This window comes from Acinetobacter sp. 1130196, from assembly GCF_000588095.1.
GTDB classification, from domain to species: Bacteria; Pseudomonadota; Gammaproteobacteria; order Pseudomonadales; family Moraxellaceae; genus Acinetobacter; species Acinetobacter nosocomialis.
The window spans coordinates 41,734-62,399 of the sequence record NZ_JFWX01000002.1 but is presented as its reverse complement, the minus strand read 5'-3'; the positions used below and the strand labels follow the sequence as shown (position 1 = coordinate 62,399).

Genomic DNA, 20,666 nt, shown 5'->3' with positions numbered 1-20,666 from the left:
TAAATCAGAATAAAGACTTATTTATAAAATGATCGAAAAAGAATTTAAAGTTAAACACTATATTGCGCTTGGCCTGCTTTTTATTGCCATTATTATTTCAGGTATTCAACCACTTGAGTTTGAGGCTTATTTACTTCATCAAGCTGGCACTGTTTTGATGTTGATTCTGCTTTTTATTATTTTTAAAAAAATTGGACTCGTTTTTTTAAGTTTTTGTTTTTATTTACTGTTTCTTTTAATCCACGTAATTGGTGCTCATTATCTCTATTCATACGTTCCGTATAATGACTGGATTCAACACATCTTTCATTTTAACTTAGATGAATACATGGGTTGGTCTCGTAATATGTATGATCGACTTGTCCACTTTTCATATGGTGCTTTGCTCTACCCTCTTATTTATCGTGTATTCCAAGTATGGTTACCCACTGCACGTCCTTTTTCTCTATTTTTACTTGTAGTCCAATTCGTGATGGCATCAAGTGTCTTTTATGAACTAATTGAATGGGCAATCGCAATTGGGTTATCACCTGAACAAGCGGAAAATTATAATGGGCAACAAGGTGATATGTGGGATGCTCATAAAGATATGTTACTCGCCACAATTGGCTCAATCCTCTATGGACTTTTCGCCTTGATAACATCACCTAAATTAGACAATAAACCGTAAATAAAAAGCGCTCATTGAGCGCTTTTTATTTGTTACCAAACGACCTGTTAAACAACCGGATAGGTTTGCTCTAAAATGTTTTGCAAAGGTGAAGAAGTCGTATTTGGCAAAAGATGATCAAGATTTGTTGTCTGATCAATTGAAGTATTTACATCATTTTGCTCAGGAGTCTGAGCTGTTTTTAATGCTGTCGATGATAGAAGTTTTGAGACAGGATCTGATGCGTGTAAAGAAGAGCTTTTTAGCAAATCATCTACAGGAACAGTTTTCTGCTGACTAGTCGGCTCAGTTGTCGTAGTTTGTGCAACCTTTAGAGTATGTAACCCAACACTATCTGCCAAAGATGGTGCTTCTGTACTTAAAGTACTGACTGAAGCATCAGCCAGACTCGCGACTTTCGGTGCAACCACATAAAAAGTAAATGGAGAGCTTGCTTCACTGGTCAGCCCTGCTGCATCAGTTTGGGTTAAAGTAATGCTGTGCTTACCAAGAGTTAAATCCTTATCAAAAGTAAATGACCAAGATCTCCCAGCCGTTACAGTCACCACCCCAATTGCAACACCATTATCATAAATCGTAAGTGTCGCATTCGCTTCACCTGAACCTGTAAGTTTTGGCCTAGCATCGTCAGTTTCAGAACCTGCTGCAATAGCACCTTTTATGTCACCTACATCATCTTCTACACTATTTAAGATAGGTTTTGTCGGGGGTATGGGGTCTTTTGTCCCCACAATGTCGAGACTTTCAGATCTATTTCCAGCACCATCGATCGCTGAAACAGCACCATGGTTGTTATCAGTTAATGCAGGCGAAATAGTAATCGTAAATTTTCCATTCGCATCTGCCGTTCCGGTACCAATCACTTTACCAGTTGCATCTTTAATTTCAATTTTGGCATTGGCTTCCGCTGTACCAGTTACCGAAGTTCCATCTGCATTAATTTGAGCCGTTGGTTTATCCGGTGCAATCGAGTCAAAGCCCGGCTTAATTTCAACGGGTTTAGACATATTACCGGCTGCATCTTCAACAACTACTGCACCTTTTTGGGATTCTGTTAAAGCAGGTGAAAGTGTAATTTGAAAATCACCTTGAGCATCGGCGGTCCCACTTCCAATCACTTTACCATCGGCATCTTTTATTTGAACTTTTGCATTTGCTTCAGTTTTACCATGTATTACTGACCCTTCTTTGTTGACTTCAACAAAAGGAGAAGCTGGTGGCACGGTGTCTTTACCCGCAATAATCTTAACTTCTTCAGATTTATTACCTGCAGCATCTTCAGCAATAACTTTACCGCCCGCCTCACCAGTTAATGGCGGAGTAAGCTTTAAAGAATAAATACCATCTTTATTTGCAAAAACAGAACCTAGTACTTTGCCAGTGGCATCATAAACTGTAATTTTTGCATTTGCCTCTGCTTTACCAGTCAATAATGAACCATCATCGCTCAATTGAGCCTGTGGAGTATCTGGAGGTATTGTATCTTTTGTACCTGTTACAACCGTAGCTTTAGAGCTATTTCCAGCCGCATCTTGGGCAATAACATTTAATTTGTCCCCATTCACTAGAGGCTTATCTAATTTAATCGTGTAGTTACCACTTGCATCTGCAACACCCGATGCGACTGTATTGCCTGCAGCATCTTTAAGATAGATTTTTGCATTTGCTTCAGTTTTACCAGTCACTGTCACGGTATCATCAGCAAGCGTAGCGGTAGGAGCAGAAGGTGCGATTAAATCAGGTGCACTTGATGAATCCTCTTTATCATCTTTCTTAAAAGCCCAAAGATATAATCCTTCCACAGCTAGAACTGCTAGACCTGCTTTGAGTACATTACCCATCGAAAAACTTGGATCACTATCAACCGCCATAGTTGCAGCTGTTGAACTCGTACTGGCATAGCGCAAATCTGTAACGTGATTTAAGCCTTTATAATCGATCACTTTGCCTTGGGCATCGAATTGTGCTTCAACAAACTTCCCTTGCTCTGTTGGAAAAACAAGTGAATGCTCTGTTGTATTTGTTGCTTCATTAAAGAAATTTTCTAAGACAATAGTCTCTCCATTTTTTAAATGGATGACTAGGCGTCCACCCTGTTTTTCCATGGATGCAATATCTTTTTGACTGATACCAATTTGAATAATAGTAGGCTGGTTTAAAACTACTTTATCAAGCTGACCATCTTGCAGAACGTCCAAACCCTCTTTGGATGCCACAATTATTCTTGTCATTATTTCCTATCCTGAATTTCAGTTATATTTTTAAATGTGTAACTTTTTAAATGAAACATCTAAAAGCTATTTTATTGTTGCCTAAAATATCAAAATCACTTATCTACCACAATTCAATAAGTATATTTATCAACAATATTTTTTGAATTCTCATTAAAAAATATAACTTCAAACAGGATTCATATGCACCTTATATATTACATTCTTAAATAAACAAAGCTAAAAGCTCCGACAATAACTAACACCAATAATGTCATAAATTTAGTTATTTTTTTATCTTCCCATGTCATTTTAAGCATAGTCCAGCCCTGAAAGCGTTTAGCAAGAATGCTATTTAAAATAAGCGTTGAAAGATGCAATATAACCAAAGCTAAAAATAAGTTTGCGAAAAATGAATGTAAGTCTCTCAAAGAATAAGTAAAGTGCTCTGTTCCATATCCAAGTGCTACAACAACAGGAATGAGTATGAAAATAAATACAATCGAAGCTTGAAATAACCCAATACTGATCAATTGAATTGAATTTTTCGAAAAAATACTTACTGAATTTGCATGACTAAACGGCTTTTTAATTGCGTTGAATGCCATACTGCTCCGCTTCTTTATGCCAAATGGCGCAGTATTTGAAATACGTGGACTTAAAAAATGCCAGATAACCCGTGTGGTAATACTCATCAGAAGGATATAACCAAACATCATATGCACCTGATGTAAGTCCTCACTATCTCCTGTAAAATAAGCACCAACAAACGCAACCATAATAATGATGTGCAAGATTCTTATAAGAATATCAATATGAGATAAAGTTTTTGACATCACAAGACTCAAAAATTTAAAAATAACCACAACTTTGGCAATTGAAACTTAAACAAATATTAATCAAATTGGTTTAATGGCTCCCATAAAAAAAGAGCACCTATAAAGGTACTCTTTCGTTAAAAAATATTTTAATTAAAATTTCGTATCGCGCATTTGCACCAAAGTTGAATTCGCTTTTGCCAATGTATCTGCAACTTTATTCATTACCGCTGGAATCAAACTATCCGCCATTTGGGCCGCTTGTAGACCTAACTTTTCACCCAAAGTTGCCTTTTTACGTGTATTAATCACATAGACATCATGCTGAGGTAACAACGCTAATAGATACTCATCAGAAGTTTCTAGTTTATCTACAAGGTTTAAATCAAGTGCATCTTGTCCATACCAATGCTCACCTGTAGCAACTTTGTCTACATTAAGCTGTGGACGATACTTCTCTACAAAGTGCTTAAACAAGATATGTGTTTGTTGTAGCTCTTCTTCAAACTTCGCCTTACCTTCAGGTGTATTTTCACCGAACATAGTCACAGTACGCTTATATTGCCCTGCTGTGTAAAGTTCGAAGTCAACGTTATGCTCTTTTAAAAGACGATTGAAATTTGGAACCTGAGCAACGACACCAATCGAACCAACAACAGCAAATGGTGCAGAAATAATTTCATTTGCAATACAAGCCATCATATAACCACCACTTGCAGCGACTTTGTCGACAGAGATCGTTAAATGAAAACCTGCATCACGCAAACGAACTAACTGAGCTGCTGCCAGTCCATAACCATGAACCATACCACCCGGACTTTCAAGACGTACCACTACGCGGTCACGTCCAGCTTTAGCTGTAGCTAAAATAAGTGTGATTTCTTCACGAAGGTTTTCAACCGCAGATGCTTGAATGTCACCTTTAAAATCTAAAACAAAAATCTTCTGATTGTTCTTACGGCGGATTTTAGCTTCTTTTGCAAGTTGTTGAGCCAATTGTAAAAGCTCTAAACGGCTTGCTGTCGTTTGTGCAATTTTTTTTCTCTGTTCATTTACACGTGCATTTAAATGACTAACACGTATTTCCGCAGGGAGTTTAGGCAAATGGAATAACATAAAATTCTATGCTCATAAGTTTGTCTTTATAGCCTTAAGATGTGGTTCTTTTGAATAAAATTCAATAGCGATTTTGCAAAATAGATTCATTTTCATTTATTAAATAAAAAAAAGAGCACAAGGCTCTTTTTCTTTTACAGCTAGAAATTAACCGAAACGGCCAGTAATGTACGCTTCTGTCAATTGATGGTCAGGTTGCGTAAATACTTTTTCTGTAGAGTTTACTTCGATCAAATCACCTAAATGGAAGTAAGCTGTACGGTCTGAAACACGTGCTGCTTGTTGCATTGAGTGCGTTACAATCACAATCGTATATTGATCAGAAAGTTCTGAAATAAGCTCTTCCACTTTTGCTGTTGCAATTGGGTCAAGTGCAGAACATGGTTCATCCATCAAAATGACTTCAGGACTTACCGCAATCGTACGTGCAATACATAAACGTTGTTGCTGACCACCAGATAAGCCTGTACCCGGCTGATTCAAACGGTCTTTCACTTCTTCCCATAAGCCCGCTTTACGCAAGCTATTTTCAACAATTTCTTCTAGGTCATATTTGTCACGTGCTAAACCATGTAGCTTTGGTCCATATGCAACGTTATCAAAAATAGACTTAGGAAACGGGTTTGGCTTTTGGAATACCATACCCACCTGAGCACGTAGCAATACAACGTCCAGATTCGGATCATAGATATTTTTGTCATCTAAAGTGATCTTACCTGTTACACGACAACCATCAATTGTGTCATTCATACGGTTTAAGGTACGTAGGAAAGTCGATTTACCACAACCTGATGGTCCGATAAATGCAATCACTTCATTTTGATAGATATCTAAATCAATGCCTTTAATCGCTTCGAAGTCACCATAATAAACATGGGCATCTTGTGCACTGATCTTGATTTCGGTTGAGTTTGGCTTTTTTGAAGTATGTGGCTCAAAATGCGAAACATACGAAGTGCCATGATGCAGTTGTGTATCTGTAAGTGGAGATTGTTCAGTATTCACTAACTTATCCTTTTCTAAGGAATTCGTAATATCGATAGTATTCATTATTTATCCTCTATTACCAACGCACTTCGAACTTTTTACGTAACCAAATTGCAAGGCTGTTTAAACCAATCATTAATGCAAGGAGTACGATAATCGCAGCAGCTGTACGGCCTTCGAAGAAGTTACGCAACTCATTACCTTGCCATAAGTAAACTTGAACAGGTAAAGCAGTTGCTTGATCAAATGGAGTTGATGGAATACTTGCAACGAATGCACTCATTCCGATTAAAAGTAACGGTGCAGTTTCACCAAGCGCATGTGCCACACCAATAATTGAACCTGTCATGATGCCCGGCATAGCCAAAGGTAAAACATGGTGGAAAACAGTTTGTACTTTAGATGCCCCTAAACCAAGAGCAGCTTGTCGAATTGATGGAGGTACAGCTTTTAAAGAAGCACGTGTTGTAATAATGACTGTCGGTAATGTCATTAAACTTAATCCCAAACCACCGACAAATGGAGCTGATAATGGTAAATGCATCCAACCAATGAAAATTGCAGCACCAAGTAAACCGAATACAATTGAAGGAACAGCAGCAAGGTTATTAATGTTGACCTCAATGATGTCGGTAATAAAATTCTTTGGAGCAAACTCTTCAAGATAGATAGCGCTGGCAACACCAATTGGGATCGAGATAATGATCACAATCAACATCATGAACAATGAACCCATGAATGCACCTGCAAGACCACTAATTGCTGGTGAGCTACGAGAATCCGGATTCTTAAATAAGTTAGTATTAAATGTATTTTCAAGAATACCTTTTGCTTTCAAATCATCTGCGAGCTTACGGATTTCCGGATCGAGCTGCTGCTGGTCATCTGGTAATGAACGGTCAATGTTACCTTTTAACCAGACATCTACGTTAGCATCACCCAAGAAAGTAAGATTCTCTTTTTTACCAATAAGTGATGGGTCAGCAAATACCATGTCACGTAAACGATAAGCTTCCGAGCTTGCGTAAAGGCTACGTAAAGAATCACGTTGTGACTCAAGTGAAGGGTCTTTAGCAACTATTCCATTTACGATGAGGCTGTCCCAATCCACCATACCCATTTTTGTTTGCCAATCGACATAACGTTCTTGGTAATGAGCAGGTGTTTCACCTTGTGCACGTACTGGCAATGGACCGGCATCAATCACTTTAGGATCGAAGTAAACTGGTACATTTATACTGGTTTGCCAAAAAGCAGGTAAACCTTTTGCCAAAATACTACCAAACAGTAGCGCTACGAATGCAAGGCCAATAACCACTGCTGATAAACCAGCAATACGGAAAGCTTTTTCTTTACGGTGACGTTTAGCCAATGACTTTTCAATGACTTTTTTACGGCGATCACGTGCCTGAGCAGCAGCTTGTGGATCAAATACGTTCTGATCCATAGGAGACGATGTATTTGATGTACTCATTCGTATTGCTCACGGTATTTACGCACAATGTACAGTGCAACAATGTTTAATCCCAAGGTGATTACAAAGAGTGTTAAACCCAATGCAAATGCCACCAAGGCCTGTGGGCTTGCAAAATCGGTATCGCCAGTTAACTGTTTTACGATGGTTACGGTAACTGTCGAAACAGCTTCAAACGGATTTGCATGTAGAAGTGGACTGTTCCCCGCTGCCAAAACCACAATCATGGTTTCCCCCACGGCACGCGATACAGCCAATAAAAATGCCCCTGTAATGCCCGGTAAAGCTGCTGGTAAAACCACTTGGCGAATTGTTTCTGATTTAGTTGCGCCAAGTCCAAGTGAACCATCACGAAGTGCACGAGGTACTTGAGTAATAATGTCATCAGATAAAGATGAAACGAACGGGATAATCATGATTCCCATTACGAAACCAGCAGTCAAAGCACTGGTTGCATTAATTTCAATACCGACATGAGCACCAACAGCTTTAAAAAATGGACCAATAATCATCATGGCAAAAACACCATACACAATTGTTGGAATACCCGCTAAAACTTCAATCGTTGGTTTTGCCCATGAGCGCAACCATGGTGACGCATATTCAGCTAAATAAATGGCAATCATTAAGCCAACCGGTACTGCAACCAATAAGGCAATACCACTGACCATGAGCGTACCCCATAGCAATGGTAATAACCCATAGCTACCTTCGGCATTGCCTGAAGTGCTAAAGCCGGGGTTCCACTCTGTACCAAAGAAAAAGTCGATTGGACTTACAAAATGGAAAAAGTGCATTGCTTCGCCAAACATCGACATTACAATGCCGATTGTGGTCAAAATTGCCACGCCAGAACACAAGATCAAACCAACATTAATCGCACGTTCCACTTGGTTACGTGCACGATATTCTTGGCTAATTTTTTTCTTTGCCCAGACTAGACCTAATAATGCAGCACAAACAACAACAGCAAATTTGGCAAAAGAGCCAATGGTTTGAAATTTTGCATATTGCTGAGCAGCAGCCAACTCATAAGCAGCTGGATGATCACTTACCCCAAAACCAGAAGCAATCGCTTGAACTCGATCAACAAGTACACTTCTTGCTGCTTCATCAAGAGAAGCTGACACAGAAGCTGGAATATTATTAAAGATAATATGATTTAAAATATTTGGTTCAACCAAGTTCCAAATTATCAAAATTAAAAAAGCAGGGATACCGCACCAAAGTCCAACCAGTGCGCCATAATAACCAGGACGAGAATGTAATGTCGCTGAGTTGCTTCCCTTACCTGCTAGGTTACGGCTTTTTCTCAGCCCAAGTTGATATGCAATTGCCACAAGGGCTAACAACACACCGATAAGTAGCAGATTCATGTATTCTCCACTGTTTTCTCAATTGTCATAATTTGGGAAAAACGTGTTAGACAAAAAGGCTGATGATCACTTGGGATCACCAGCCCCTATTCAAAACAAATTATTTAACAGTTTTACCTGCTTTAAAGTCAGCTAGGACTTTAGCGCGCTCTGCATCAGACATCGCGATTAAGCCATCACGCTCAGCTTTAGAACCTTTACCAGTCGCTTTTTTGCTTAGGAAGTATTCTACATACTGTGGTAAACCTTTAACTGATTTTAAGTGTTCGCCTTTCACATAGAAGAATAATGGGCGAGATACAGGATATGTACCATTTAACACAGTTTTCTCAGAAGGAAGTACGTTGTTTACTGATGCTACACGTAACTTGTCACGGTTCATGTCATAGAAACTTAAACCAAACACGCCTACTGCACTTGGAGAAGTTTTTAAGCGAGCTAAAGTTTCTGTATAGTCACCAGCAATTTCAATTACACGACCATCTTTACGGAAAGTCGAACATGCTTTCTTCTGAGCATCTTTATCTAAGTTTTTGAAGTATTCGTATGATTCACAACCAGCATCAACCATTTTCTCTTGGAAAACTTCACGCGTACCGTGGTTAGACGCAGGAATTACAAGTGTAATAGGTTCATTAGGAAGTGATTTGTCGATTTGATTCCAGTTTGTATATGGGTTTGGAACCAATTTACCTTTTGAAGGCAACTGTGCAGCTAAAGCAGCAAACACATGGTAAGGTTTTAATTTATAAGCTGCTTTATGTGAGCTAGACGCGAATACAATACCGTCATAACCAATTTTGATTTCTTGAATTTGTTTTACACCAGCTTTGTTACAAGCTTCAATTTCAGTGCTTTTAATTTTACGAGAAGCGTTTGCAACGTCGATCGTGTTGTCACCAACGCCTTGACAGAACTGTTTTAAACCAGCAGAAGAACCACCAGAACCTACAACAGGAGTTTTAAATTGAGGGAATGTATTACCAAACTCTTCAGCTACAACACTGGCAAACGGTAATACAGTTGAAGAACCAGCAATTTGAATCGTATCACGAGCTGCATTTGCAGTCGTTGTTACAGCGGCCCCAGTTACTGCTAACGCAATTGCGATTTGACGTGGATTTAAGCGCATTCTGTTCTCTCTCATTAATGCAATAGGTTGTACGTCACTTTTTGTTTAGTGCTTGTACGCTCTTCGATAGCTGCATTGTGAATAGAAAATATGACAAATAAGTTACAGTATTATGACGCTTTAATGATTTTTATAATGTTCATTGTCACATTTTTAATTTTATTTTATATCAAGCATTTAAACTTATTTTATAAGGCTTAGAGAACCTAATTTTTATATTAAATATGACAATCATCCCAATTACCAAATTTACAATTATTCTTAAATTATAAAAACTTAAAGAATTTAATAAATTGTTATTACAAATTTAATTTTTGACACATTTCTCAAATTTTTAGATGACATATTTGTTTTTAAAAAATTATTTCGTTCAAAGATGAAAATATTATGACAAAAAGATAAACGGTTACATGCTTTTTGTCAGATAACCGCAATATCACCGTAAATTAAGCTTATCAGTTTGATTGTACTTCTGGCATTGGGACCATTTTTTTACGGTACTTCAAGAAATACATAATGGCTAAAACAGCAAGCCAGATCGGCCCCAAAATCACAGCCAGTCTCATATCTGGCGTCATCGCCATAATAATAAGAATGAAACATACAAAGCTAATGGTTAAATAGTTACTCCATGGGCTCATGATGCTTTGAAACTTAGTTTGACGACGTTGTAATTTCATTGCTTTAGTAAATTTCAAATGCGTGACAGAAATCATGAGCCAGTTAATGACAAGCGCTGCAACAACCAACATCATAAAGAGCTGAAAAGCTTGGCCAGGAATTAAATAGTTCACCACCACACAGACTGCTGTGATTGATGCAGACACCACTGCTGCCGGAACTGGAATACCACGGCTATTTACTTTTTTCAAAATTGCTGGCGCATTACCCTGCTCTGCTAAACCATGCAACATACGGCTATTACAATAAATACAACTGTTATAAACCGAAATAGCAGCAATCAAGACCACAAAGTTCAGAACATTGGCAACGCCATTACTATTGAGTGACTGGAAAATTAAGACAAATGGACTACCGCCTTCTGCCACCATATTCCAAGGATAAAGACATAAAAGAATACCAATTGCACCGATATAAAAAATCAAGATGCGGTACACAATCTGGTTCACTGCTTTTGGAATTGTTGTTTCAGGTTTTTTGGTTTCTGCAGCTGCAATACCAATAAGCTCTAAACCACCAAATGCAAACATAATCACAGCCAAAGCCATAATAAAGCCATGAATACCATGCGGAAAGAAACCACCGTGTTGCCATAAATTTGCAACACCTGCTTGCGGACCTGCTGAGCCTGAAAGTAAAAGATAAGCACCGAAGCCAATCATACTTAAAATCGCAACAATTTTAATGCAGGAAAATAAGAACTCGGATTCCCCAAAAAAGCGGACATTTACCAAGTTAATGCCGTTAATTAAAATAAAGAAAAATAATGCAGTCATCCATGTTGGAATTTCAGGCCACCAGAACTGTATAAACGTGCCAATTGCACTCAGTTCGGCCATACTTACCAGTACATACAACACCCAGTAGTTCCAACCAGACATAAAGCCAGCCATTTTGCCCCAGTATTTGTTCGCAAAATAACTAAAAGAACCACTTACCGGTTCTTCAACAACCATTTCACCTAAATGACGCATAATTAAAAAGGCAATCACTCCTGCAATTGCATATCCTAATAAAATTGAAGGACCAGCCAATTTAATTGTTTGAGAAAGACCTAAAAATAACCCAGTTCCGATCGCCCCTCCGAGTGCGATGAGTTGAATATGCCGATTGGATAAGCCTTGTTTTAACTCGTGCTTATTATTTGCATCCATAACATTATCTCCAATGTTGGTGTCACTTCCTGTACACCTTTATTCAGCACCACATCCGAAGATCAGAAACCGACCTTCGGACATAAATTGCTTTAATATGAGTCCATTTAATTTTGAGAAGACGTGTCCTATCTTCTATTTAAAACGAGCTTGCATCCTTACATTTAATAGGTTGGGAACGCTCCTTTAAAATTTCGTAGCCACGATCGCCGTAATCAAAACGTGCAATCACAGAAGCAAATTTTTTCAAACTCACCGGGGCATCCATTGCTGGTAGTTTTAATTCAATAAAAGTTAACTGGTCATTTTGCTGAACGTTGTCTAGAACACTCTTTAACTGCCCTGCGGTTTCAACCACATAAGTTGTATGGCCTTTCTTACCGTTAAATACCGCTGGAATTTCAGTGTATTTCCAGTTTTGCACGTCGTTATAGGCAGCGTTTTCACCCATAATTAAGCGCTCAATGGTATAGCCGCCATTGTTCAGCAAGAAAATAATTGGTTTTAAACCATGACGGATAATTGTAGAAAGCTCTTGTACCGTAAGCTGGAACGAACCGTCACCAATAAATAGAATTTGACGGCGTTCAGGGGCAGCCAACAAACTACCAAGCAAAGCCGGTAAGGTGTAACCAATAGACCCCCAAAGCGGCTGTGCAATATATTTAGCTGTAGCAGGCAGCTTTATACCTGACAAAGCAGAGTTTGATGTCCCGACTTCACCAATAATCACATCATCTTCTTTTAAGAAACCCGAAATGTAATTCCAAAGCACATCTTGGCTAAGCTTCTGTTGTGCTGGAGCTTCAACTACTTTCTGAGGTTGTTTTTCAAGAAGGGGGACTGACGATTTACGTGGCGCAACTTTTTTATTTAGCTCAACAAGTAATTGTCCAATTTCAATACCCGGAAAATCCTGCCCAAAAATATTTAAGCCATAAGATTTAATTTCGATGTAGTTCTTGGTCTCAATTTGATGAGTAAATACAGCTGAGCCTACATCGGTAAAGCGCGCGCCAATACCAATTAAACAGTCAGATTGTTCAATGATATTTTTCACATGCGGTTGGCTTGCCCCACCAACATAAGTACCAATGTAGCGTGGTGAGCCTTCATCCATAATATTTTTTGCAGTATTCATGCCTGCAAATGGAATTGAGCATTTTTGAGACAAATCATTTAAAAGTGAAGTTACACCAAACACTGAAGCTTCATTATCAACTAAAAGCGCTGGACTTTGAGCATTCTCAATAATGTCACAAAGTTTGCTTACCACACTTTGCAATAATTCAGGTTCAACTGCTGGATAGCTTAGGTCGAGTGGACGCTCAGACACTTCAATTTTAACGTGGGTAATATCACCAGGTAGTTGGATGTGTACAGGACGGCGTTCAAGGAAACACTGACGTAAAACACGATCAATTTCAGAAGCTGCATTTGCAGGAGTTAAACGAGTTTGGGCAACTGTGAACTCTTTCATACAGTTCATAATATTGTCATAGTTACCATCGACAAGCGTGTGGTGAATTAAAGTGCCCTTTTGAACTGCATGTAAAGGTGGAATACCTGAGATATGAATAAGAGGTACATTTTCTGCATAGGCACCTGCAATACCATTAATGGCACTTAAGTCACCTACACCATAAGTCGTAGCCAAGGCAGAAAAACCGTTAATTCGTGCATATCCGTCTGCTGCATAGGCAGCATTTAATTCATTACAATTTCCAATAAATTCGAGTTGTGGGTCTGCTTCAACTTGTTCTAGATATGAGAGGTTAAAATCACCAGGTACACCAAAAAGATGTTGGATACCCATTTGTTTTAGACGAAGATTTAAAAATTCACCAATTTCTATGAACATTGCTCTATATCCTTTGAGACCAATTTTTATTCCATAGAAAAATAATATTTCATCTATCTTTTAGATTTCGTGCATAATAAAAACGCATTTTAATAAAAATACATGATTTGTGTATCATAAAAGGATTTTATGCAATGGATAAGTTCGACTGGCAAATCATTCAGGCACTACAAAAGAATGGACGACTCACCAATCAGGAAATTGGAGATTTAATCGGTTTATCTGCTTCTCAATGTTCAAGACGACGTCAATTGCTTGAGCAAAAAGGCGTGATTCTTGGCTACACGGCACGCATCCAGCAACAGGCGTTAGGGCTTGAAGTTACAGCAATGATTCACATTAATTTAAGGACACACGAAGCCAAATCACAACAAGCTTTTCAAGAGCTGATTGAAGCTGAAGATAACATTCAGGATGCTTTTTCAATTAGTGGCGATGCAGATTTTATTTTAAAAGTTGTTGCTGAAAACTTAGAACAGCTTTCTCAATTTGTGACTGAAAGATTGCTTTCTTATAATTTTATAGGTCACATAAAATCTTACATTGTTCTGAAAAAAATTAAAGAACAGAATCATTTTTTAATTAAACCTAAAAGCCTGAGCTATCATCACTCCCAATAAATAAGCGAAGTCTTTCTACCATATCGGTGAAAATAAAAAGGCGGATACTAGATCCGCCTTAAAATTAATATTTAGACTTTACTGATGTGAACCGTTTGTCCAATCGTATTTTCAAGCAAACCTTCTAAACCAAACTCAGCGCCTAAGCCAGACATTTTCCAGCCACCAAAAGGTGCATGAGGTAGCACTTCTGCATGGGTATTAATCCAAACCGTTCCGCATTGAAGCTGCGTAGCATAGGTCTGTGCGGCTTTAAGATCAGAAGACCAAATTGAACCGCCTAAGCCAAACTCACTGTCATTGGCACGGGCAATAGCATCGTTGATATCGGCATATTTTAAAATAGGCAACACTGGGCCAAACTGCTCTTCTTGTACCACGCGGCAAGAGTCAGAAACTTCAGTCAAAATAGTTGGCGCAATAAAATAGCCTTGCTCTGGTAGCTGTTGTTGTCCAGAAAGTGCTTTTGCACCTTGTTCAATCGCTTCAGCAATAAGAGCTTTCACCTTGTTATATTGCATTTTGTTTTGTACTGGACCAAATGTTGTAGAAGATGCCATACCATCACCCACCACTTGAGCGTTGGCAATATCAGCTAACTTTTGAGATAAAGCCTCATATTGGCTTTCATGTACATATAAACGCTTCAATGCCGCACATGTTTGACCAGCGTTTAAGAACGCCATATTAAAAATCTTAGCTGCAATTTCATCGATATTTGCATCTGGCAATACAATACCAGCATCATTACCGCCGAGCTCTAAAGTTAAGTGTTTTAGCTGCGGAGCTGCCCCAGCCATAATGTGCTGACCAGTTCGAGTTGAGCCAGTAAAGACAACTTTTTGCACATCTGGATGAGAAGATAATGCTTCGCCAATCTCACCAGCTCCAACCACAATTGAGATTACACCAGCCGGAACTTCTTGCTGAATGATTTCACATAAACGTAAAGTCGATAGTGGTGTGTATTCAGAAGGTTTGCTAATCACAACATTACCCGCACGCAATGCAGGCATGATGTGCCAAACTGCAATCATGAGTGGCCAGTTCCATGGCGTAATTGAAGCCACTACACCCAATGGTTGGCGATGGCGCTCAATACGCTTAGTTTCACTGTCTTCAATTACTTCTACCGGTAAATCCATAGAAGCCGCATAACGCGTCCAGCCAATTGCACCCTGCACTTCCATTTGTGCAAGTGCCAGTGGTTTACCTTGTTCAAGAACAACCAGCTCTGCGAGCATTTCAGCGTGCTTTTCAATGCCATCTGCAATTTTATTTAGGATTGATTTACGTTCATCATGCGAGGTTTGTTGCCAAGCTTTAGATGCCTGTTTAGCTGCACTCACTGCTTGGTTCACCTGCGCAACTGATGCTTTTGCACAACGTGCAGCAGTTAAGCCAGTAGCAGGGTTAAGAATTTCTAGTTCACCTTGTTCACCTGAACAACGTTGACCGCCAATAATGAGTTTAAATTCATTGAGCATATTCGCTTGTTGCATTTCTTCTTCCTTGTCTTAATTGTAATTACAGCCACTTACTTTTTTCAGTTAAAGCGGGATTATTTAAAGTAAGTGCGATATTGATATATCAATACAACCCAAAATATCTGGAACCTACCAATACAATAAGAAATTTGCTCCCCATAAATCATGCATAATTATTTTTGTTTTTTGAAAATATGCATATTTTGTGCATATTAGTCTTTTCCGATGCACACTTTTAATAAAAATAATATGTAATAAAAAAGCCCGGCAATAAACCGAGCTTTTTTAGTATCAACTCAATTAGTCGATTGGTGGTACGTAATTACCAGAAGCAATCGCATCTTTAATGCGGTCAGCTTCAGCCAATACTTGAGCTAAAAGGTTTTTAACATTTTCAAATGTTACAACAGGGCTTAATGTAGTCATTTTCAATGACTGTACATTACCAACTTTTGTTACACCGATATTTGCTTCACCACGTGCAAACAATTCGTCTGCTACGTTTTGATTTAAGCTATCGATAAACTCAACTGGATAACCTTCTGGTACAACACGGAACAATACCGAAGCAAATTGTGGTTCAACTAAAAGCTCTAAACCGTCAGTTGCCTTGATGTAATCTGCAACTTCACGAGTCAGTTTTACACCATGGTCAATCATTGAACCATATAGGTCTTCACCAAGTGATTCAATTGTCATCCACAATTTTAATGCATCAAAACGACGAGTCGTTTGTAATGACTTAGACACAAGGTTAGGTACACCATGTTCTTCGTCATAAGCAGAGTTCAAGTACTCAGCTTCGTAGTGCATGAAACGATAGTTCGCTTCGTCTTTTAACAAGAACGCACCACAGCTAATGCTTTGGAAATAATGCTTATGGAAGTCGAGGGTGATCGAGTCAGACAACTCAATACCATCAAGCATTGCACGATAGTCATTTGACAAGATCAGTGCACCGCCCCATGCAGCATCGATGTGCATCCATGAACCATATTTCGTTGTGATTTCACGAATTTTCTTCAATGGATCAATTGCACCAGCATCGGTTGTACCTGCTGTCGCAACAACACAAGCAACAACTTTACCTTCGGCTTGAAGATGCGCCATCGTTTTTTCGAGAGCATCAACATCCATCTGAGCATTTTCATTCACAGGTACAGTTACAACTGACTGGAAGCCCATGCCCATCATTGCCATGTTCTTTTGCACAGAGAAATGCGCATTTTCAGAACAAATGACTTTGACGTTTTTCATTGCTTCAGCTGGAATACCATCACGCTGTACAGACCATGGATTACCATTTTCGTCTTTCCAGTTTTTCGCAATGCACCAGTCACGAGCAAGCAACACACCCATCAAGTTAGATTGAGTACCGCCAGAAGTGAAAACACCTGCCTGACCAGAACCATAACCTACTTTTTGACGCAACCAATCAATCAGCTGAACTTCCATTAATGAACCTGCCGGGCTTTGATCCCATGAGTCCATAGACTGGTTAGTTGCATTGATTAACACTTCCGCGATCTGGCTCATCACCATAGTTGGGCAGTGTAAATGCGCTAATGAATGTGGATGGTGTACTTTCAAGCTTTTATTTAAGAAAAGCTCAATCATACGTTGAAGAGATTGTTGTACACCCATACCTTCTTTTGAAGGTTGGAAAGAAATTGCTGAACGCAATTCTTTAATGCTACCGCCTGTGTACATTTTTTCATTTTGCAACCATGCTGAAACGGCTTTTACCGCTTCGCCCATTGCTGACTCATAGTCAGCAATGGATTGTGCATCATTGCAGAGTAACGCTTTACGATGTTCTGCAAAATCCACCATATTTAAGCGCCTCGTACTGCAACCAATGCTTCTGCAACTGCTTTCTTGAAGCGGGCAATTACTTCAACACACTCTTCTTGAGTAATGATGAGTGGGCAAAGTAAACGAATTACTGTACCGTTACGACCGCCTTTTTCAAGCAATAACTTGTTGTTAAAGCAAGCAGTCTGGATCGCAGCTGCTAACTGAGAATCAGCAGGATGAGAACCGATACGGTCAGCAGGTTTACGCTCGTCAACGATTTCAACGCCGATCATTAAACCGCGGCCACGTACGTTACCGATACATGGGAATTCAGTAGCTAATTTTTTCAATTCAGCTTGTAAGAAGTCACCACGCTCTTGCACATTTTGAGCAAGATTTTGTTCGCTAATCGTTTTTAATACGACAAGACCAGTACCCATAGCAAGTTGGTTACCACGGAAAGTACCCGTATGACCAGCAGGCTGCCAAGCATCAAATTTACGTTTAATACCTAATACTGCAAGTGGTAAACCACCACCTACTGCTTTAGACATTACAACAACATCAGGTTCAATACCTGCATGTTCAAATGCAAACATTTTGCCTGAACGTGCAAAGCCAGCTTGAACTTCGTCTAAAATTAAAACGATGTTGTGCTTTTCAGTTACTTCACGGATTTTTTGCAACCATTTTACTGGAGCTGTAACAACACCGCCTTCACCCTGAATTGCTTCAAGAATAACAGCAGCCGGCTTAGTTACACCGCTTTCAACATCTTCAATAAAGTTTTCAAAATAGTAAGTTAAAGCATCAACACCAGCTTCACCACCTAAACCAAGTGGGCAGCGATATTCATGCGGATATGGCATGAATTGTACGCCTGGCATTAAACCATTAACTGCATTTTTCGCACTTAAGTTACCAGTCATTGCTAGTGAACCATGGGTCATACCATGATAACCACCAGAGAAACTGATTACTGAACTACGACCAGTGTAAGTCTTAGCAAGTTTAATTGCTGCTTCAGTCGCATCTGCACCAGCAGGACCACAGAACTGTAAGCAATACTCTTCTTTACCACCTGGTAAATATGCTAACAACGCTTCAGTAAACGCATCTTTTAAAGGTGTGGTTAAGTCTAAAGTATGCAATGGCAAACCACTTGCCAATGTGTCTTGAATACTTTGAATCACCGCAGGATGATTATGACCTAAAGCCAATGTACCTGCCCCAGCTAAACAATCAAGGTACTGTGTACCTTCAACATCAGTAACCCAGCAACCTTGTGCTTTCGCTATCGCTAACGGTAATTTACGTGGATAGCTACGAACATTCGATTCCATTTGACTTTGGCGAGTCAAATAATATTCGTTAGTAGCATTAGTGGCAGGGTTGACAGAAGTAACGCTCATATCGGATTACCATCTCTGATAAGGGTAGAAAGAAATAAGTCTGGTGACTTTTGGTCCTTTGACTCGGTGCTTTATAGAACTAGCGAAGACACATATTTTATATCTTGTAACTAGGAGCGCGATGATACCTAATTTTGCAAGAAAAAAAACGTCTTTTGTGTACTTTACTCATCTAATCTTATTGAAAAAATGTATTATCCCAATAGTTATGATGAATTATCATCATACTATGTGACAACCTAAAGAAAATATTCTTTTTTTATATTAGTTTGATTTTTTAATTTACATTGAAATACTTTATTTTTAAGTTTTTATTTTTTAAAGCTTTTGTCTGCACCAAAAATTAAAAAACTTGATTTAAATATTACAAATACCCCACAAAATCTGCAAAAGTTATGCATAACTTATGTTTAACATTTCTTAATGAAAAAAAATTAAATTTATATTAATTTTTAAAGGATAAATTTATGCGTACTTTAGCAATATCTACTCTTCTACTTGGTACGGTACTCAGCCCTATGGTTTTTGCCCAAGATGATAATGCACTTCACTACAATATTGTAAATGTTCAAGCAGAAGCTTCTCGTCAGGTATCTAACGATGAAATGCATGCAACTTTATATATTGAAAAAAGTAACAAGCAGCCTGCTGAACTTTCAAATCAAATTAACCAGTTAATGAATCAAGCACTGGCGACTTCACGCAAATATCCACAGGTAAAAGTGGAAACCGGTGCTCAAAGCACTTATCCAATTTATGACAATGACAGTAACAAATTAAAAGAATGGCGTGGCCGTGCAGAAATCCGTTTAGAAAGTAAAGATTTTAAAGCAGCAAGCCAATTAATTAATGAGTTACAACAAAGCTTTCAAACTCAATCCATTAATTTTAGTGTTTCAGATGAGCAACGTAAAAAAGTTGAAAATGAGTTAATGGTTGAAGCATCTAAAAGCTTCCAGCAACGTGCTCAAATGTTGACTCAAGCTTGGAATAAGAGCCAATACACGTTAGTTAATCTAAACCTAAACACGAATAACTATTTTCCTCAGCCTGTAATGCGTGCAAGTATGGCTAAATTTGCGCTGGCCGAAGCTGCAGCGCCAGCTCAAGATATGGCTGCTGGTGAGTCTAAAATTACCGTAAATGCAAATGGTTCAATCCAGTTTAAATAATTATTTTTCAAACTAAAAAACCGCATTCTTAATGCGGTTTTTTTATACTCCACATTATCGTTCTAAACATAATTCTTGCAATGAACTCCATGCTGCTTTGGCTAACAAGTCTTTATAGATTTTAGGGTCAGACTTTACTCGTTGTGATAACCACGCACGACAATAACTTTCTGTAGAACCAATGACCAGTGATAGCAAAAGTTCATGTGGAATCATATGGAATGCTTTAAATTCTTCAAAATCTGCAATCAAACTGAATATCTTTTTGTTTCTACTTTTATTTTTTTGAGCAAGTTGTTGCTGTTCTTCCCCTTGCATAATATTGAAATGAGCAGTAATTAAGAATTTTGCAAATTCGGGTTGTTCACTTACCCAGTCTACATAACTATGAATTAAACCAAATACTACCTCTTGTAATGTTTTGGCCCGTTTTAAATATTCATCTCTTAGTGCTGTCTGGTCATCTAAAGCTGAAAAAAATAAAGCCGCGACGACTCCCTCTTTATTTTTAAAATGGTGATAAACCGCTCCAACACTCGTTTCTGATTTAGCACGAATCATTTCAATGCTGGTCGCTTCAATGCCATGCTCTAAAAAGCAATCTAAAGCATCTAACAATATTTGTCGTTTTAACGCAGCCCTTCTTCCGGGATACAAACGTTCTAATAAATTTTGAGCAGACACCATTTTGTATTCTCT

Annotated in this window: 16 protein-coding genes; 3 read left to right on the top strand and 13 right to left on the bottom strand. The window is 38.6% G+C overall.

Annotated features, from left to right (window positions below; translation table 11 throughout):
- The first annotated feature begins 28 nt into the window (after positions 1–28).
- Positions 29–670, top strand: coding sequence for a DUF2238 domain-containing protein (locus tag J671_RS06950; protein ID WP_031981786.1), 642 nt, complete (start codon positions 29–31; stop codon positions 668–670).
- Positions 671–717: 47 nt separating this feature from the next.
- Here the strand turns inward: J671_RS06950 and blp2 are convergent, their stop codons facing one another.
- The 9 genes from blp2 to J671_RS06905 form a co-directional block, all read right to left on the bottom strand.
- Positions 718–2,901, bottom strand: a complete 2,184-nt coding sequence (gene blp2 / locus J671_RS06945) for an Ig-like repeat protein Blp2 (RefSeq protein ID WP_031981785.1) — start codon at positions 2,899–2,901, stop codon at positions 718–720.
- Between the two features lie 197 nt (positions 2,902–3,098).
- Positions 3,099–3,716 carry a cytochrome b/b6 domain-containing protein gene (locus J671_RS06940; RefSeq protein WP_031981783.1) on the bottom strand — a complete coding sequence of 206 codons (618 nt, stop codon included), beginning with the start codon at positions 3,714–3,716 and terminating at the stop codon, positions 3,099–3,101.
- A gap of 135 nt (positions 3,717–3,851) precedes the next feature.
- Positions 3,852–4,814 carry a protease SohB gene (sohB, locus tag J671_RS06935; RefSeq protein ID WP_031981781.1) on the bottom strand — a complete coding sequence of 321 codons (963 nt, stop codon included), beginning with the start codon at positions 4,812–4,814 and terminating at the stop codon, positions 3,852–3,854.
- A 147-nt stretch (positions 4,815–4,961) separates the two neighbouring features.
- On the bottom strand, positions 4,962–5,864 hold the full coding sequence (gene pstB, locus J671_RS06930; protein WP_002052705.1) for a phosphate ABC transporter ATP-binding protein PstB: 903 nt from the start codon (positions 5,862–5,864) through the stop codon (positions 4,962–4,964).
- A 13-nt stretch (positions 5,865–5,877) separates the two neighbouring features.
- Positions 5,878–7,275: a phosphate ABC transporter permease PstA gene (pstA, locus tag J671_RS06925; RefSeq protein ID WP_031981780.1), complete on the bottom strand. Its 1,398-nt coding sequence runs from the start codon at positions 7,273–7,275 to the stop codon at positions 5,878–5,880.
- Positions 7,272–8,651, bottom strand: a complete 1,380-nt coding sequence (pstC, locus tag J671_RS06920) for a phosphate ABC transporter permease subunit PstC (protein WP_004707651.1) — start codon at positions 8,649–8,651, stop codon at positions 7,272–7,274. The genes pstA and pstC overlap by 4 nt, the downstream gene beginning before the upstream one ends.
- A gap of 100 nt (positions 8,652–8,751) precedes the next feature.
- Positions 8,752–9,783, bottom strand: a complete 1,032-nt coding sequence (locus J671_RS06915; protein WP_004707648.1) for a substrate-binding domain-containing protein — start codon at positions 9,781–9,783, stop codon at positions 8,752–8,754.
- A gap of 455 nt (positions 9,784–10,238) precedes the next feature.
- Positions 10,239–11,618 (bottom strand): amino acid permease, encoded by a 1,380-nt coding sequence (locus J671_RS06910; RefSeq protein WP_002052892.1) that lies wholly within the window; start codon positions 11,616–11,618, stop codon positions 10,239–10,241.
- A gap of 139 nt (positions 11,619–11,757) precedes the next feature.
- A complete protein-coding gene (locus J671_RS06905; RefSeq protein ID WP_031981779.1) occupies positions 11,758–13,479 on the bottom strand; it encodes an alpha-keto acid decarboxylase family protein in 1,722 nt (573 codons plus the stop codon).
- A 134-nt stretch (positions 13,480–13,613) separates the two neighbouring features.
- Between J671_RS06905 and J671_RS06900 the strand changes: the two genes are divergently transcribed.
- Positions 13,614–14,099 carry an Lrp/AsnC family transcriptional regulator gene (locus tag J671_RS06900; protein ID WP_004885973.1) on the top strand — a complete coding sequence of 162 codons (486 nt, stop codon included), beginning with the start codon at positions 13,614–13,616 and terminating at the stop codon, positions 14,097–14,099.
- Positions 14,100–14,170: 71 nt separating this feature from the next.
- Here J671_RS06900 and J671_RS06895 read toward each other — a convergent pair whose 3' ends face one another.
- The 3 genes from J671_RS06895 to J671_RS06885 form a co-directional block, all read right to left on the bottom strand.
- Complete coding sequence (locus J671_RS06895; protein ID WP_031981777.1) at positions 14,171–15,601, bottom strand: aldehyde dehydrogenase family protein; 1,431 nt, start codon at positions 15,599–15,601, stop codon at positions 14,171–14,173.
- A 285-nt stretch (positions 15,602–15,886) separates the two neighbouring features.
- Positions 15,887–17,419, bottom strand: coding sequence for a pyridoxal phosphate-dependent decarboxylase family protein (locus J671_RS06890; protein WP_004707641.1), 1,533 nt, complete (start codon positions 17,417–17,419; stop codon positions 15,887–15,889).
- 2 nt (positions 17,420–17,421) lie between these two features.
- Positions 17,422–18,795, bottom strand: coding sequence for a diaminobutyrate--2-oxoglutarate transaminase (locus J671_RS06885; RefSeq protein ID WP_031981775.1), 1,374 nt, complete (start codon positions 18,793–18,795; stop codon positions 17,422–17,424).
- A gap of 467 nt (positions 18,796–19,262) precedes the next feature.
- Between J671_RS06885 and J671_RS06880 the strand changes: the two genes are divergently transcribed.
- On the top strand, positions 19,263–19,967 hold the full coding sequence (locus J671_RS06880; protein WP_002052708.1) for an SIMPL domain-containing protein: 705 nt from the start codon (positions 19,263–19,265) through the stop codon (positions 19,965–19,967).
- Positions 19,968–20,021: 54 nt separating this feature from the next.
- On the opposite strand, the gene J671_RS06875 is transcribed toward J671_RS06880, so the two are convergent.
- Positions 20,022–20,654 carry a TetR/AcrR family transcriptional regulator gene (locus J671_RS06875; RefSeq protein ID WP_031981773.1) on the bottom strand — a complete coding sequence of 211 codons (633 nt, stop codon included), beginning with the start codon at positions 20,652–20,654 and terminating at the stop codon, positions 20,022–20,024.
- Positions 20,655–20,666 lie beyond the last annotated feature (12 nt).

What these genes read in the sequence shown, in the direction of transcription:
- J671_RS06900 (WP_004885973.1), top strand. Translation starts at nt 13,614, where the DNA reads ATGGATAAGTTCGACTGGCAAATCATTCAGGCACTACAAAAGAATGGA.
- J671_RS06915 (WP_004707648.1), bottom strand. Translation starts at nt 9,783, where the DNA reads ATGCGCTTAAATCCACGTCAAATCGCAATTGCGTTAGCAGTAACTGGG.
- pstC (WP_004707651.1), bottom strand. Translation starts at nt 8,651, where the DNA reads ATGAATCTGCTACTTATCGGTGTGTTGTTAGCCCTTGTGGCAATTGCA.
- J671_RS06905 (WP_031981779.1), bottom strand. Translation starts at nt 13,479, where the DNA reads ATGTTCATAGAAATTGGTGAATTTTTAAATCTTCGTCTAAAACAAATG.
- J671_RS06895 (WP_031981777.1), bottom strand. Translation starts at nt 15,601, where the DNA reads ATGCAACAAGCGAATATGCTCAATGAATTTAAACTCATTATTGGCGGT.
- blp2 (WP_031981785.1), bottom strand. Translation starts at nt 2,901, where the DNA reads ATGACAAGAATAATTGTGGCATCCAAAGAGGGTTTGGACGTTCTGCAA.
- pstA (WP_031981780.1), bottom strand. Translation starts at nt 7,275, where the DNA reads ATGAGTACATCAAATACATCGTCTCCTATGGATCAGAACGTATTTGAT.
- sohB (WP_031981781.1), bottom strand. Translation starts at nt 4,814, where the DNA reads ATGTTATTCCATTTGCCTAAACTCCCTGCGGAAATACGTGTTAGTCAT.
- pstB (WP_002052705.1), bottom strand. Translation starts at nt 5,864, where the DNA reads ATGAATACTATCGATATTACGAATTCCTTAGAAAAGGATAAGTTAGTG.
- J671_RS06885 (WP_031981775.1), bottom strand. Translation starts at nt 18,795, where the DNA reads ATGAGCGTTACTTCTGTCAACCCTGCCACTAATGCTACTAACGAATAT.
- J671_RS06950 (WP_031981786.1), top strand. Translation starts at nt 29, where the DNA reads ATGATCGAAAAAGAATTTAAAGTTAAACACTATATTGCGCTTGGCCTG.
- J671_RS06940 (WP_031981783.1), bottom strand. Translation starts at nt 3,716, where the DNA reads ATGTCAAAAACTTTATCTCATATTGATATTCTTATAAGAATCTTGCAC.
- J671_RS06875 (WP_031981773.1), bottom strand. Translation starts at nt 20,654, where the DNA reads ATGGTGTCTGCTCAAAATTTATTAGAACGTTTGTATCCCGGAAGAAGG.
- J671_RS06890 (WP_004707641.1), bottom strand. Translation starts at nt 17,419, where the DNA reads ATGGTGGATTTTGCAGAACATCGTAAAGCGTTACTCTGCAATGATGCA.
- J671_RS06910 (WP_002052892.1), bottom strand. Translation starts at nt 11,618, where the DNA reads ATGGATGCAAATAATAAGCACGAGTTAAAACAAGGCTTATCCAATCGG.
- J671_RS06880 (WP_002052708.1), top strand. Translation starts at nt 19,263, where the DNA reads ATGCGTACTTTAGCAATATCTACTCTTCTACTTGGTACGGTACTCAGC.